This window comes from Bacillus altaicus (genome assembly GCF_042136375.2).
Lineage (GTDB): Bacteria > Bacillota > Bacilli > Bacillales > Bacillaceae_G > Bacillus_A > Bacillus_A cereus_U.
The window spans coordinates 1,044,398-1,060,148 of record NZ_CM143394.1 but is presented as its reverse complement, the minus strand read 5'-3'; the positions used below and the strand labels follow the sequence as shown (position 1 = coordinate 1,060,148).

Sequence of the window (15,751 nt, the reverse complement as noted above, 5' to 3'; positions counted from 1 at the left end):
GCACTTGTGTGACATATAACAAGGAATAACCCCCACTGTAGCGAATGTCTTATGAAGAATCCCAAATACATTACCATTATCAAAGTAACCTATTTACAATACCGGATTCACTTATCGCGAGTATTGTTTATGAAGTAAACATTCAGCATAAGGAGATTGATCTCATATGTACGCTGTAAAATTATTATTTGAATCTGTTCATTCAGGTGAACCTAATCCTAGTAAAATTGATGAACATTATGAAGAGAATCACGATACACTTTTTGAAGAAAGTATTATTCTCGTTAAGGCGAACAGTTTAGAGGACGCTCACGAGCTAGGTGAAAAGATAGCTCTACAGTCTGAAGATACGTACGATAATATGTACGATGTGCAAGTAACATGGAAGTTTCGAAAAGTGTTACATGTATTTGAATTAAATGATACGTCATTTGAGACAGGAACAGAATTGTACGCAAGGTTTTTACATGTTAAGAAAAATGAAACTGTCGATACAGTAGTTAAACAATACTATCCTGAATACTAATAAGAGCTCACAGCTATCGCTGTGAGCTCCCTTATTCTTACTTCGTTGAATCTCTAAATTGGATACGGTGAGGTAAGATAACTGAGTGATCTTCTACTTTTTCTTTGTTCATGTATTTCGTTAGTAGACGCATCGCTACTGCACCGATATCATACATTGGTTGTACAACTGTTGAAAGCTGTGGACGCACCATTAATGCAAGACGTGTGTTGTCAAAACCAAGCACTTCGATATCAGTTGGTACGTTTAATCCCGCGTCTTGTGCTGCGTGGATTACACCTAGTGCCATTTCATCAGAAGATACGAAGATTGCTGTTGGCTTTTCATCCATGCTCCAAAGTCTTTCAAACGCTTCTATACCTGAATCATATGTGTAATCTCCATCAATTATAAGATTTTCATCATATGAAATACCTGCTTCTTCTAAAGCTTTTTTATAACCTTTTAACTTCTTCGCGCTTCCTGCTTTATCAATGAAAGGACCAGAGACGAAACCGATACGTTTATGTCCTTGCTCAACAAAGTGCTTCATTGCATCGTAAGCGGCTTGTGTATAATCAATATTTACTGATGACGTTTCATTTTGCTCATCAAATGACGCTGCTAATACGATTGGTACTGGAGATTTTTTGAACTCTTCAACGTGAATATCTGTAATATCTTCACCCATGAAAACAATCCCGTCCACTTGTTTCCCAAGCATCGTATTTAATAAGTGGAACTCTTTCTCTTTGTTCTGGTCAGAGTTACTTAAAATGATGTTATATTTGTACATTGTTGCGATATCTTCAATTCCACGAGCAAGTTCTGCATAAAACGTATTTGAGATATCAGGAATAATAACACCCACTGTAGTTGTCTTCTTACTTGCTAGTCCACGTGCTACCGCATTTGGGCGGTATCCTAAAAGATCAATTGCTTCTAATACTTTCTTTCTTGTTGTAGGCTTTACATTTGGGTTACCGTTCACAACACGTGATACGGTAGCCATTGAAACGTTTGCTTCGCGCGCTACATCATAGATTGTTATGTTCATCTCTTCGCACACTCCTTCTATTTATGTTATCTATTTTTATGTATCGGTTCACTTGAATGAAAAAAAGACATCAACTCTATTTGCAGATGCCAACAATCGTCCCGAGTTCTTCCTTTTACTAATGATACGATAAAAACGCAGGGTCATACAATATTTTCCCGCAAAAGTTTCGAAAAAATTCGCTTCTTTTCTCGTATTTTCGTATTTTTTATGCAAAAAAGGTCAATTTTTGTAAAAAATTATGTAACAAGGGCTACATAGACTAAGAAACCTTTTTATAATTTACTTCCGAATGCTTTTAATTCTTTCATAAACTCATTGAACTGCGGAAAATTTATAAAATAAAAAAGACAGCTTAAAAACTGTCTTTTTTATTTTATAGGAAAGAAACAAACGGTTTATCGCTGTTCTTCTCTTTTATAATAACAACCCCGATTTTATTCTCGGACTTTATCTGTAATTGAACTTTAGCATCTTTAGGAAATTGTTCTAACATACTTTGAGCAGCCATTTGAGAGAGTGCCATTAATTCTGACTTACCATTATATTTAACGACAATATCCATCTTTAATTTATCCATCTTATTTTGCTTATAAGAAATCTTAGCATTAACAGGGATATAATCTCCTGAAGAAAATGCCTTCATTGCTTCAGAAAATTTCTTTAGCTTATCATTATCTTCTCCATGTACCCCCTCAAATTCTTGAGAAGGATACGAATACGACTTTTCATCAATAGTATCCCAATTCCCAAGGTTAGTCTCGTTCTTTTGAACAGTAGCGCTTGAAATATAAGTACCATTCTTTAAAGAACTTGTACTTTCTTGCTTGAATATAGCAAATGTAATTGGAGATTTGTTATATTTATCATTTTTATTAATAGCTTCTATAAGCCCCTTAGCGACTTCAGTACCTTTAGAAATAGCTTCCTCATTAGATACACTTGAAGACATAGATAAACCAATAACAACACCAGATAAGCTTAGTTCATTTGAATTCTGTTTGCCGAAGTAGTCCTGTTCTATAATATTAGTCAAAACTGGTACTTCTTGTTTCGTAACTAATTCATCAATTGTTTTCTCTGGAATATATTGATTTAATTGTAATACGTAATTTTCTGTATCGAATTGTTTTGAAGCAATATCCATTAAACCATTTTCATATTCTGCTAAATCTAGTTTAGAATTAGTTTTAACATTAACTGTATTAATTACCTTTTGTTCTTTTAAAGGAATAACAGTTCTATAGTAATCCTTAGAAACAGCAGTTCTTGGAATCATACTTTTTTCTTTCGTATCTTTCTGTACAACTTCATCTTTCTTCTCAATAGTATTATTGCTGCAAGCCCCCAGTAATATACTTAAGCTTGCGATGCATAACGCCATTTTCTTCATTGCTTAAAACCCACTTTCAAAAGTCAATTTACTTAGTTTTAATGTATCTATAGTGTACCATTAAATATATTGCAACAAAATAAAAAAGAAGCAAGCTCTGCGCTTGCCTCCCCCTATTTTACATTCTCTTCTAAAGCTTCTTTTTTAATATTCCAATGCGATGTATGCCATACTACCATTCCATCTTTTATGTATAGCACTTGCGGAGATTCATGCTTAGTGCTGTACTGCTCTGCAACATGGTTCGAAACATCTCTCGCATCTTGTACGTATAAGTAATATGCTGGCACTTCTCTTTCTTCACCGCAATACGCTTGAAACTCTGTATATGCACCGTGACTAATTGGGCATGTCGTACTATGTTTAAAAAGAACGTAAGGCTCATTCTTTTCTACTAACGCTTCAAGTTCTTCAATTGTTTCAATCTTCATCATACTCATCATTACTCACCTCTCATGCGAATTCTAGAGCGCTTCTCTCTCTTTTCAGCCTTCTGCTCAGCTTTCTCAAGTTTACGCTCTTCTTTTTCAATCTTCTTCTCTTGTCTCGTAGTACGGTAATGATTGTATACTTCAATTGCTGCGCTGCTCCACTGTACAACTTGTGCCACTTTATCTGCATTATTTTCAATTTCGTCTGTAACAGACTCTGAAACGTTGCGAAGCTTCGTATTTAAAGAGTGAATCGTCGTTCCGATTCCATCTACACCTTCTACTACTTTATTTAGCGACTGTGACTTCTGTTGAATATCATCAGCTAACGCATTTGTCTTATGTAATAATTGCTCCGTCTCTACGCTTATTCCTTGCATTTGCTTTTCTAAACCTTCTAACGTACTTGCAACATTTTCTAACGTCTTCTGAACCGATAACAACGTTCTGCATACATACACTACTAATACAGCGAAAGCAACTGCAATAATAGCCGCACTTACATATAAAAGAACTTGCATTTCATCACTTCCTTTATCTTTTTCATACTTTCTCTTATTATACAATCATTTTCCGTTTCGTTCTAATCCCTATCTTTTCATTAGAATTTTCATACTTATTCGTTAACTTTAACACAAATCATTCAACAAATTCCACTAAGTAGGTTACAATAGGTGAGGATACATAATTAGTAGGGAGGCTTTACATATGAAAGATCCACGTATTGAAAAGTTAGCATACAATTTAATTAACTACTCTATCCGCTTACAAAAAGGTGAGAAAGTATTAATTGAAAACTTTGGCTTACAAAAAGAACTTGTAACAGCACTTGTAAAAGAAGCATATGCAGCTGGTGGTTTCCCATTCGTTTCTTTAAAAGATCATCAAGTAGATCGCTCTTTATTAATGGGTGCTACTGAAGAACATTTCGAACAAATCGCTGCATATGAAGCTAGTGTAATGAAAGATATGGATGCTTACATTGGCCTTCGCTCTGGCGATAACATTAACGAACAAGCCGACGTTCCAAGTGAACGTATGAAAGTTCACGGCCAAACAGTTGGTAAAAAGGTTCATAGAGACATCCGTGTTCCGAAAACACGCTGGGTTGTTCTTCGCTACCCAAATGCTTCTATGGCACAGCTTGCTAAAATGAGCACAGAAGCTTTCGAAGACTTCTACTTCGAAGTATGTAACTTAGATTACGGTAAAATGGATAAGGCAATGGATAGCCTTGTTACATTAATGAATAAAACAGATAAGGTTCGCTTAACTGGACCTGGGACTGACTTAACATTCTCTATTAAAGACATTCCAGCTATTAAATGCTCAGGTCATTTAAACATTCCAGATGGTGAAGTATACTCTGCACCAGTTCGCGATTCTGTTAACGGTACAGTTTCTTATAACACACCATCACCTTACAACGGCTATACATTTGAAAATGTACAACTTAAATTTGAGAATGGCCAAATCGTTGACGCAACTGCAAACGATTCAGAGCGCATTAACAAAATCTTCGATACAGACGAAGGCGCACGCTACGTTGGTGAGTTCGCAATCGGCGTAAACCCATACATCTTACATCCAATGGGAGACATTCTATTCGATGAAAAAATCGATGGCAGCTTCCACTTCACACCTGGACAAGCTTATGACGATGCATGGAACGGCAACAACTCTAACATCCACTGGGATTTAGTATGCATTCAGCGCCCTGAATATGGCGGCGGCGAAATTTACTTCGACGACGTACTAATCCGTAAAGACGGACGCTTCGTTGTAACTGAACTAGAAGCTTTAAACCCAGAGAACTTAAAATAATATGAAAAGCGCTCGGATAGAATCCCGAGCGCTTTTTCATTAATACTCTAATAATTTTTTAGCTACATCTTCTGGTACTTTAAAACTATTTTTATTTTTTATTTTACTAATTTTCAATTCAACCTCAACATAAGGGACATCTTTATATACTGTCATAGTACCAATTTCATGTAACTCTTTTTTATCTTTACTCGAATCCAATAATTTCGGTGTATCCTCTTGATACATTTTAAACGTTTTCCCTTGCGGAGTATCCATAGGAGCCGATTCCATTTCCCACTCATTCATCTTGATTGATTCAAACAACTTTGTGATTTCTTTCTTATCGGTAATTGTTTTTTATCGCTCGAATCAATAAGCGATTCTATTTCAATTTTTTGTGCCTTTTCTAAGCTAACATCAGACTTTTCTTTCTTCGCACTACATCCTATTAAAAGAATAGATGTGGTTAGCAGAAACAAAAACAACATATAAATTTTTTTCATTTCTAATCCCCCTGCACTATATAGAACTACTTTTATCACTTTTTGTTTGCTGAAAATGAAAATAAAATAAAAGCGTCACTGCGATAGTACCTATTAATATTGGGACATATAAAGGTAGCTCCCATTTAATATATACTCTAGTGCAAATAGCCAGCACTAGCAAAATTTCCAAACAAAATAAAGTGAAACTTTAATCAGTGGGGGTTTTGTTCATCCCCCACTGATTATTAGCCCTCACCAATCGGGCGTTTACGGGCAGTTGATCTCCCACCTTACTTCTTTGCTCCAGCCGAATTTTGAGGTGGGATTCTTACTGCCCGTTAATGCGGGATAAAGATTTTATATATTTCATTTCTTACCTACCATTTCTATTTTTACATATGGATTTTCTTTCGCGATAAACGCCAAAAATTCATCCGGATCTTGCGGCATCGCAATCATATGTACTTTATACGCATTCGTTGTAATCTCAAATGATTTTCCAACTTGACGAACAACTCTTATATCTTTTAATACAACGTCGTCATTTAAAATTCCGTATTTTAAAATACCATTTTCCACTTTATGTTTTTTAATGAACATTTCCCAAACGAGAGGGACATTTACAATAAAACATAATCCCATCCCAATTAGAGCTGAAGCCCAATCCCCTTTTCTTGTAAAGAACATAACTATTGGATATATCACCATAAAAGCTAACGTTATACTAACGAAAATTATTCCTAACTTACTTCTCTGAATTGGAAAGTTCATACCCACACCCCCTAATCTAAATTATACTATATTTTCCATTTTAGTTCATAAAAAAAGGCCATTTATGAATGACCTTTTTAAACAGTATACCTATAAAATTTCTTATCTACTTCTAGCACTGGAAAACTTTTTGGCAGCTCTTCTATACTCACGCTTTGAAAACCATTCTTTTCATAGAAACGGTGTGCTGCTAGAAATTTAACTGTTGTTCCTAAATAAATTTCTTCCAATTTCTTTTCCTTCGCCCAAGAAATTGCTGTTTGAAGTAGCATACTTGATGCACCCCATTCTTTTCCGCGGAACTCTTTCTTCACGAACATTTTTCTTAACGCTACTTGATGCTTCCCAATATCTAATAAAGCTACCGTTCCAACTACTTTACCATCATAAGTTGCTACCCAAAAGTTTCCGTTTTCCCTTTGATAGAACGTTTCTATTTCAAGTAAGTCAGGCTGCTCTTCTTTCGTAATTGGGACATTGTATTCTTTTTGCTGAATATGAACAATGAGATCTACTACTTCATCTTGAAACTTACTTTCATATGGCATAATACAAATCTTCTCGTTCATCGAATATCCTTCCATTCTGAAGCTAGTAAACTATAAACAGCAATATCCTGAAAATGATCATACACCCATTCTTCATCTCGTAAAATTCCATCTAACTTAAACCCTAAACGTTCTGGGATTGCACGGCTTTTCGCATTTTCAACACCGCACCGAATTTCAATTTTATTCAACTTTAAATTTTCAAATGCATAATGAAGCACACTCTTCACACTTCGCGTCATAATACCTTTTCCGCCAGCATCTTCTGCAAGATAATATCCAAGACTCGTAGCTTTCTTACCCCAGATCACTGGATGAATACCTACCATCCCAACGAGCTTTCCTTTATAACGTATGCCAGCCTCGAACCCATCTCCCTCTGCAAATTTCTTTAACCACATCGGAAAAATATCATCATAAGCAGCAGCAGATTTCGTCCCATCTACCCACGGAAGCCATCTTCTTAAATGATTACGATTTTGATCTATTAATTCATATAGTCCCTCTTTATGATGTTTTTCTAATAGTTGTAATTCGATTTCGTCATCTACTCGGAGTGTGAACATGTTTTTTAGCCCCTTTTCATTTTTCTTATTATTCTAACATTTAAAACTAAAGAAATGCACCATAATATATCAACATTTTTTGAAATATATCGGCTTACCGACTAGATTCGACAACGCTGTACACCCACAACAGCACAAAAAAGACGCACAGCCATAGCTATGCGTCTTTTTTCTTACTTCTCTGCAACTTGAACTTCTTTTACGTAAGCTGCTTCGAATTTTTGGATGTCACCTGCGCCCATGAAAATAAGAACGCCGTGTTTATGTTTCTTTAATACCTCTGTTGTTGTATCTGTAATCAGCTCTGCGCCATCGATACGTTTTTGCAGATCTTCAATTGTTAATTCACCTTTGTTTTCACGTGCTGATCCGAAAATATCACATAAGTATACTTGGTCAGCTTTACTTAGGCTTTCTGCGAACTCATCTAAAAATTTCTCTGTACGTGAGAATGTATGTGGCTGGAATACAGCGACAACTTCACGCTCTGGATGTTTTTGACGAGCTGCTTCAATCGTTGCATTAATTTCTGTCGGATGGTGTGCATAGTCATCAATGATAACTTGCTCTCCCATCGGTTTTTCATTAAAGCGACGTTTAACACCTTCAAATGTTGTTAGTTGATGTTTAACCGCTTCTACATCAACGTCTTCATAATGGCAAAGCGCGATAACTGCTAATGCATTTAATACGCTGTGATCGCCGTATCCTGTAATTTTGAACGTGTCATAATACGTATTACGAACGAATACATCGAATATAGTACCATCAGTTCTCTTTTGAATGTTACGTGCTTGGAAATCATTATCTTCTCCAAATCCATAGAAAATAACAGGTACTTTCGCTTGAATTTTTTGAAGTTCTTCATCATCACCACATGCAATAATACCTTTTTTCACTTGCAATGCCATCTCTTGGAATGCATTAAATACATCATTGATGTCTGCAAAATAATCTGGATGATCGAAATCGATATTTGTCATGATTGCATAGTCTGGATAGTAAGACAAGAAATGACGACGATACTCACAAGCTTCAAATACAAAATACTTACTATTTTCTACCCCATGCCCAGTTCCATCTCCAATAAGGTAAGATGTTGGGTGTGCGCCTTGCATTACATGGGCTAACAAACCTGTAGTTGATGTTTTTCCATGTGCACCAGTTACTGCAACACTTGTGTACTGATTCATAAGGTCACCTAAGAAGTGATGATAACGATGTACTGGGATATTTAATTCTTTTGCTGCTACGATTTCTTCATGCGTATCAGGAAATGCGTTTCCCGCGATAATCACTTGTCCTTCTTTAATATTATTTTTATCAAAAGGAAGGATGGAAATACCACGCTTTTCCAATGCTGTTTGTGTAAAGAAACGCTTTTCATAATCAGACCCTTGAACAGTATGCTTCATGTCATGAAGAATTTGTGCTAATGAACTCATTCCTGTTCCTTTAATTCCTACAAAATGGTAAACTGTCATCTTAAAGAACCTCCAACATTTCGAACTAATACAACGGCCTATCTATAAGACAGTATATGAATCTTTTCTTATTTTGGTAATCATCATACATTTCTGATGCAGTGAATTTCTTTTTATATTCACTTATCAGTGATAAACTCGTACGTACTTTTTTTATGTCCATAACACATTTATTATAGCAAAAAACAAGCCGCTATACTATGATAACAGAAAAACTGATAGGGTCAATCACCTATCAGTTTTTCTCGCTTTTACATATCTTCTTTTGTTTCTAATTGAACACGCTCTAGACGTGAATTTGGACGGTATTTACGACCAGCTTTTGCTTCTGGTTTTCCATCTAATTCTACGTTATCACCAGTAAAACCAATATTCATTTTTAATAAGCTACTTCCTACTCCGTATATATCGACAGGAACATTTTGAGCTTCAAATTCACGAATACGCTTCTCATCAAACCCACCAGTTACAACGATATCTACATGTTGGAACCCTTCCTCATCAAGAGCCTTACGAAGTGCAAATACAAGTGATGGATTTACACCACGTGGATCGAATGTTCCAAGTACTTCTGGGTGACGAATGAAGTATTGATCAATCATTGTACGAGACGTATCGACACGTACACCTTTTAATGTTGATCCAAATTCACGCGCTACGCGAAGTGCATCTGTAATGACATCATTGTTATAATCAATTAGTACGACTAATTCATCTTCTGGGAATTTTTTATGATATGCCTTTGCTGCTTCAACAACATCGCCATTAAACATTTGAATTAAAGCGTGAGGCATCGTCCCCATACCACTTCTGCCCCACCATTCATTCATTGCATGCGTCGCTTGTGCGCTCATACCTCCGATGTATGCCGCATAGCCGTCACCAGCTTGTTGAGTATAATGATCGTCACGATCTCCCATGAAAATAACCGGTTTTTCTTTATCTACACTACGTGCAGCTTGGACAACGTTATATACGTTTGTCGCAACTGATGTACGACGAGCTAAAATCCCATCAATTACACCTTCTAAAAAGCCGAAGTATTCATAAGGACCATGAATTGTTAAAACTGTTTCAAACGGACTAATATTATCGCCATCCTTTAAAGAATGAATTTCTAATTTCTCAGGATTTTTGGCGAATGTTTGTAGCAATGCGATTACCTCATCTGCTCCGCAAAGAACTGAATGTTCTTTTTGGAAAAACTGCATTGTTACAACACTTTTCGGGCGAAATTCTTCAATAATTTCTCTAGTTTTTAAAAAGTAAACGGCAGAGAACCAGCCTTCTCCAACACGTTCATCAAATTTAAATGTTTTATTTGTTAGTCGATTTATTTCACCTTTTAATTTTAATTCAATTTCTTTCATGTCGCTTTACTCCCTACTTTACTATCCAACATTTTCTCTTAGTATACAGCAAAACCGTTTACTATACATTCGTTTCCTGCATAGCGGCAAATTCATCCTCGGAAATAAGGACCTCTCTCGGTTTCGTTCCTCTTGCTTCAGAAATAATCCCTTGCGACTCCATCTCTTCAATTAGACGTGCCGCGCGATTATAACCTATGCGGAACTTTCTCTGTACAGAAGATGTGGACGCCCCCCCTTGCTCTACAACAAATTGACATGCATCAAAAAATAGTTCATCTTCAGACTCACTCTGCTCTGATTTTGCTAATAAATCCTCTTGCTTAAATAAGTAGTTTGGCTTCATTTGCTTTTTCACATGATCAACTGTTCTTTCAATCTCATCATCTGATACGTATACACCTTGTACACGAACTGGTTTAGATGTGCCGTTTCCTAAAAATAGCATATCACCACGGCCAAGTAATTTCTCCGCGCCCCCGATATCGATAATCGTACGCGAATCAACTTGAGATGATACTGTAAACGCAATACGCGTTGGAATGTTTGATTTAATTAAACCTGTAATAACGTCTACAGATGGACGCTGCGTCGCAACTAATAAGTGAATACCACAAGCACGAGCTTTTTGTGCAATACGACAAATCGCTTCCTCAACATCACCAGGAGCAACCATCATTAAGTCCGCTAACTCATCAATGACGATTACAATATAAGGTAATGTCTCACCTGGGATTTCTCTCCCACTTACAATCGTATTGTAACGAGTTAAATCACGAGCACCAGCATGAGCAAACAATTCATAACGACGTTCCATCTCTTCAACCGCCCACTTTAACGCAGCTGTAGCTGCTTTTACGTCAGTAATAACAGGTGCTACAAGATGTGGAACAGAATTGTATGGTGCAAGCTCAACCATCTTCGGATCAATTAGTATCAACTTCACTTCATGCGGCTTCGCTTTATATAAAATACTCGTTAAAATCGCGTTAATGCACACACTTTTCCCTGAACCAGTTGCACCCGCAATAAGTCCATGTGGCATTTTTCGAATATCCGTTACAATTGGATCACCTGAAATATCAAGCCCCAGCGCAACTGTAAGCGGTGATTCGCTCTTTGTAAATACAGGACTTCTTAAAATTTCACGCAGGAATACTGGCTTACTTTCCTTGTTTGGAACTTCAATTCCAATTGCACTCTTCCCTGGAATTGGTGCTTCAATTCGAATATCTTTCGCAGCTAAACTTAACTTAATATCATCACTTAAATTTGTAATTTTATTTACTTTCACACCTGGGTCTGGTTGTACTTCAAAACGAGTTACCGCCGGCCCTTGTGACACGTTAATAACATGTGCTCCAACATGGAAATTATTAAATGTCGTATTTAATAATTCTTCCTGTTCTTCTAGCCACTCCGTATTATCTAATGCTGCCTGCTGTGGAATCGCCAACAACGTTAATGGCGGAAGTTCATACTTCGGTGGCGTTTGTAGTACGTTGCGCATATCGTTCTCTTTTTGATTTACAACATATGCTTTCTCTTGTACTTCCGTATTTGAAATTGGCTCTTGTACTTGTTCAGCCACCACTACTTGTTGCATCGGTTTTTCTTCCACTTGCGGTTCCACTACCACTTGTTGCATTGGTTTTTCTTCCATTTGGGTTTCTACCACTACTTGTTGCATTGGCTTTTCTTCCACTTGGGCTTCCACCGCTACTTGCTGCATTGGTTTTTCTTCCGCTTGGGCTTCTACTACCACTTGCTGCATTGGTTTTTCTTCCATTTGGGTTTCTACCACTACTTGTTGCATTGGCTTTTCTTCCACTTGGGCTTCCACTACCACTTGCTGCATTGGTTTTTCCGTTACTCGTTCACCGACAGTAGATTGCGTTACGTTCGTTCTTACCGCATGTCTTTCCATTAACTTCTTTCTGTCTTGTTTTAACATGACAACGTTAAATGGAACATGACGCTTTTTCTCACGTTTCGGCTCTTCTTTTTGTGCAGCAGGCTGTTCTTCAACAACTTGTTTCTTTTCATCAGCTTCTTCAATTAAAACATTCGCAAAGCTTTGAACATCTTTCTTCGTTTGCTCATCTGCTTCTGAAACTGGTACGAATACTTCACTTTCTCCCATGAACTCAATTGTTTCTTGCTGAGAAATCACTGGTTGCTCTTCAACTGCTATATTTTCTAACGACTCTGTATTCATCGTTTCTTCAATTACTTCTTCTTGCGGTGTTTCCTCTAATGCGAATTCCGTAACTGATTCTATTTCCTTAGATTCCTCTAATTCCACAGCTTCTTCTGCTTCTTCTAACTCCGCAACTTCTTCTGCTTCTTTAGATTCCTCTAATTCCACAACTTCTGCTTCCTCAGATTCTTCTAATTCCACAACTTCTTCTGCTTCCTCAGATTCTTCTAACTCCACAACTTCTTCTGCTTCCTCAGATTCTTCTAACTCCACTTCTTCTTCTGCTTCCTCAGATTCTTCTAACTCCGCATCTTCTTCTGCTTCCTCAGATTCTTCTAACTCCACATCTTCTTCTGCTTCCTTAGATTCTTCTAACTCCACTTCTTCTTCTGCTTCTTTAGATGCTTCTAACTTCGCATCTTCTTCTGCTTCCTCAGATTCTTCTAACTCCACATCTTCTTCTGCTTCTTTAGATGCTTCTAATTCCACAACTTCTTCTGCTTCCTTAGATTCTTCTAACTCCACAACTTCTTCCGCTTCTTTAGATTCCTCTAATTCCACTTCTTCTGCTTCCTTAGATTCTTCTAACTCCACTTCTTCTTCTGCTTCCTCAGATTCTTCTAACTTCGCATCTTCTTCTGCTTCCTCAGATTCTTCTAACTCCACATCTTCTTCTGCTTCTTTAGATGCTTCTAATTCCACAACTTCTTCTGCTTCCTTAGATTCTTCTAACTCCACAACTTCTTCCGCTTCTTTAGATTCCTCTAATTCCACTTCTTCTGCTTCCTTAGATTCTTCTAACTCCACAACTTCTTCCGCTTCTTTAGATTCCTCTAATTCCACTTCTTCTGCTTCTTTAGATTCCTCTAACTCCACAACTTCTTCTGCTTCTTTAGATTCTTCTAATTCCACTTCTTCTTCAAAAGCATCTGGTATTTCTATAGTAATTGTTTCTTCAAGCTTTTCATCTGCTTTTACAATCACTACATCTTCTAAGGTTTCTTCTTCGACTTGATTTGCTGCAACTTCAGCAACAGTTTCTTCTATTTCTGTATTACATTCATTTTCTTCTGTTAATATCGAATACACATGCTCTACTTTAGAATCTATTGACTCTTCTTGTAAAGTTTCTTCGTTATCTTCTGTAGATGATAACGCCACTACATCTTGCTCCTGCTTCAAGGCTTGTACAATTGTAGCCTCTTCTTCCACATGCTGTCCTACTGTTTTATGAAGCAAATCATCACTTAGGCTTTCTTCTAATGAAGGGGTTTGACGTTCAACTTCGTAACCGTTTTTCTCTAACCATGCATCCACAACCGATTTTTCTTCTACTTTATTACTTCGTTCGTTCACTCCGTTCTTAACAGATGAACTTCCTTGTAGAATTCCCGAAAAGTCAGATAATGTATATCCTTTTTTCTCTAACCATGCGTCAACAACAGCTTTTCCTTCAACAGATATTTCAAGATCTTCTCTTTCCTTTTCTTCCTCCTGCACAACCTTCGTTTCTACTGAAGGACGGTTATATCCATAAATCGGAGAAATCATTTCTGTTGGGCGAAATGGTCTACGGTTACTTTCTTGCGACGGTACGAATGCTTTTTTCACGACAGGCTCTGGTTCCAGTTCCGGTTCATATTGCAATTCCGGTTCCTCATATGTAGGTGCTTCTGTTTCCACATACGGTCGTCTGCTTCTTTCCACTTTTATTCCTCTTTGAGTAGGCTGTTCTTCATATGTTCCTCTTTGAATAGGTTGTTCTTCAAAGTTAGGCAGTTCTCTTACATCCTCCTCATCGAAGCCATTATCTGGTATTAGTGGAAAACGACATTTCCCTGCATTCCGACTTGCCATTTGTGCTTCTCTTGCTTCAGTGTAGTGGTTTACACGAGGAATTTTCGGCTGACTTGCAATTTGCTTTGGTACTTCTTTATTCATCGCTGTTTTTTCTTCCTCTTTGTTAAACAGCTTTTTCATCCAATCTAACATGCTTACCACTCTTTCTACTAAATAGTAACAACCTTTATTGTATCAGTATTCGGCAAAAAGTGCAGGTAAAATTAAGCATATTAACTTTATCCATAATATTCTAATTTACGAGTGTTTTGTATATAGAAAAAAGCAGCCTTCCATATAAGACTGCAATTTAAGCTTTATTTTTCCGATATTCATCTACACTATCCGTCACGCTTTGTAATAAAGAATTTACATACTGTGGGTCTGATAATTTTTTGTCTTCTTCTGGGTTTGACATAAATCCGAGTTCTAATAGTACTCCAGGTACTTTCGACCAATTAAATCCAGAAAGGTCATCTCGAAATTTAATTCCATTTACTTTCACCTGATGATTTCCCCTCATTTTGTTTACAATTGTTTGAGAGACTTGAAGACTTTCAGCATAGATTTCTTTCGTATATTGATTTCCTTCTGCTGGCGTCAATACAGCGAACCCACTTTGGTTTGGATTTTCAGAACCATCCGCGTGAAGACGTAAAAATAAATTCGCCTTATGATCATTCGCGAATGTCGCTCGTTCCTTATTACTTATATCAACCTCATGTGACGTTCTTGTCATCAATACTTGTATACCTTTTGCTTCCAGTTTTTCTTTCAATATAAAAGCCATCTCTAATACAAGAACTGATTCCCTCTTTTTCGTTACAACTCCCGTTGTTCCGTCTGTTACTTTATATTTTTGCGTAGTTGCTCCTGGACCAATTGGCTCTAAAGTTAAATTCGCTTTTTGTTGATGCCCCGGATCAATAACGACGAGAAACTTCTCTTGTTTCTCATTACTCTCTACTTTTTGTTCATTATTTTGTACGGGCTGTTCAGTTTGCTGCGCAGGTAGGACTGCTTCTTTCTTTTCTGGGATCGGCACTTCCTCCTGCTTAGGCTCTGCTTGCTCACTCGTTTGAATTGCTTGCGGTTCTTCTTTCTTTTCTTGTTCTTCTTGCTGCTTTTCTACCGGTGCGTCTTCTTTTTTATCGTTGTTTTTTTCTTGTACAGAAGATGTTGTTTCTTTTTTCGGTTGTTCTTGTGAACAACCTCCCATATATATTCCAATGACTGCAATAGCGCACATTATTTTTATATACTTCATTTTTCTCTCCTATCACTTTGCACCGGGAT

At 37.0% G+C, this 15,751-nt stretch carries 13 protein-coding genes and 2 pseudogenes; 3 read left to right on the top strand and 12 right to left on the bottom strand.

All coding sequences use genetic code 11. The features are described from left to right. Positions 1 to 44 precede the first annotated feature (44 nt). Positions 45 to 179, top strand: a pseudogene (locus ACE38F_RS05525) (DUF3949 domain-containing protein); the annotation flags it as partial. Next, positions 167 to 526, top strand: a complete 360-nt coding sequence (locus ACE38F_RS05520) for a DUF4288 domain-containing protein (protein ID WP_215554431.1) — start codon at positions 167 to 169, stop codon at positions 524 to 526. The pseudogene ACE38F_RS05525 and the gene ACE38F_RS05520, both read left to right, overlap by 13 nt. A gap of 37 nt (positions 527 to 563) precedes the next feature. On the opposite strand, the gene ccpA is transcribed toward ACE38F_RS05520, so the two are convergent. The 4 genes from ccpA to ACE38F_RS05500 all read right to left on the bottom strand — a co-directional run bounded on the left by ccpA (position 564) and on the right by ACE38F_RS05500 (position 3,907). Further along, the gene (gene ccpA, locus ACE38F_RS05515; RefSeq protein WP_215554432.1) at positions 564 to 1,562 is read right to left on the bottom strand and encodes a catabolite control protein A; all 999 of its coding nucleotides are present in this window, start codon (positions 1,560 to 1,562) and stop codon (positions 564 to 566) included. Positions 1,563 to 1,938: 376 nt separating this feature from the next. Next, entirely contained in the window at positions 1,939 to 2,955 is a 1,017-nt protein-coding gene (locus tag ACE38F_RS05510) for a CamS family sex pheromone protein (protein ID WP_375370026.1), read from the bottom strand. Positions 2,956 to 3,068: 113 nt separating this feature from the next. Further along, positions 3,069 to 3,395 (bottom strand): bacillithiol system redox-active protein YtxJ, encoded by a 327-nt coding sequence (gene ytxJ, locus ACE38F_RS05505; RefSeq protein ID WP_375370027.1) that lies wholly within the window; start codon positions 3,393 to 3,395, stop codon positions 3,069 to 3,071. 2 nt (positions 3,396 to 3,397) lie between these two features. Next, positions 3,398 to 3,907 (bottom strand): DUF948 domain-containing protein, encoded by a 510-nt coding sequence (locus tag ACE38F_RS05500; RefSeq protein ID WP_050551549.1) that lies wholly within the window; start codon positions 3,905 to 3,907, stop codon positions 3,398 to 3,400. A gap of 187 nt (positions 3,908 to 4,094) precedes the next feature. On the opposite strand from ACE38F_RS05500, the gene ACE38F_RS05495 reads away from it, so the two are divergent. Continuing rightward, positions 4,095 to 5,210, top strand: a complete 1,116-nt coding sequence (locus ACE38F_RS05495) for an aminopeptidase (protein ID WP_002034367.1) — start codon at positions 4,095 to 4,097, stop codon at positions 5,208 to 5,210. Positions 5,211 to 5,249: 39 nt separating this feature from the next. Here ACE38F_RS05495 and ACE38F_RS05490 read toward each other — a convergent pair. The 8 genes and pseudogenes from ACE38F_RS05490 to ACE38F_RS05455 all read right to left on the bottom strand — a co-directional run bounded on the left by ACE38F_RS05490 (position 5,250) and on the right by ACE38F_RS05455 (position 15,722). After that, positions 5,250 to 5,695, bottom strand: a pseudogene (locus ACE38F_RS05490) (hypothetical protein). A 348-nt stretch (positions 5,696 to 6,043) separates the two neighbouring features. After that, positions 6,044 to 6,448 carry a PH domain-containing protein gene (locus ACE38F_RS05485; RefSeq protein WP_375370028.1) on the bottom strand — a complete coding sequence of 135 codons (405 nt, stop codon included), beginning with the start codon at positions 6,446 to 6,448 and terminating at the stop codon, positions 6,044 to 6,046. Between the two features lie 77 nt (positions 6,449 to 6,525). Further along, complete coding sequence (locus ACE38F_RS05480) at positions 6,526 to 7,017, bottom strand: GNAT family N-acetyltransferase (protein WP_375370029.1); 492 nt, start codon at positions 7,015 to 7,017, stop codon at positions 6,526 to 6,528. After that, a complete protein-coding gene (locus ACE38F_RS05475; RefSeq protein WP_215554437.1) occupies positions 7,014 to 7,562 on the bottom strand; it encodes a GNAT family N-acetyltransferase in 549 nt (182 codons plus the stop codon). The genes ACE38F_RS05480 and ACE38F_RS05475 overlap by 4 nt, the downstream gene beginning before the upstream one ends. Positions 7,563 to 7,735: 173 nt before the next feature. Further along, the gene (gene murC, locus ACE38F_RS05470; protein WP_215554438.1) at positions 7,736 to 9,046 is read right to left on the bottom strand and encodes a UDP-N-acetylmuramate--L-alanine ligase; all 1,311 of its coding nucleotides are present in this window, start codon (positions 9,044 to 9,046) and stop codon (positions 7,736 to 7,738) included. A 251-nt stretch (positions 9,047 to 9,297) separates the two neighbouring features. Then, on the bottom strand, positions 9,298 to 10,416 hold the full coding sequence (locus ACE38F_RS05465) for a nicotinate phosphoribosyltransferase (protein WP_215554439.1): 1,119 nt from the start codon (positions 10,414 to 10,416) through the stop codon (positions 9,298 to 9,300). Between the two features lie 61 nt (positions 10,417 to 10,477). After that, the gene (locus ACE38F_RS05460; RefSeq protein WP_462782396.1) at positions 10,478 to 14,608 is read right to left on the bottom strand and encodes a DNA translocase FtsK; all 4,131 of its coding nucleotides are present in this window, start codon (positions 14,606 to 14,608) and stop codon (positions 10,478 to 10,480) included. A gap of 157 nt (positions 14,609 to 14,765) precedes the next feature. Continuing rightward, entirely contained in the window at positions 14,766 to 15,722 is a 957-nt protein-coding gene (locus ACE38F_RS05455; RefSeq protein WP_375370031.1) for an N-acetylmuramoyl-L-alanine amidase, read from the bottom strand. Positions 15,723 to 15,751 lie beyond the last annotated feature (29 nt).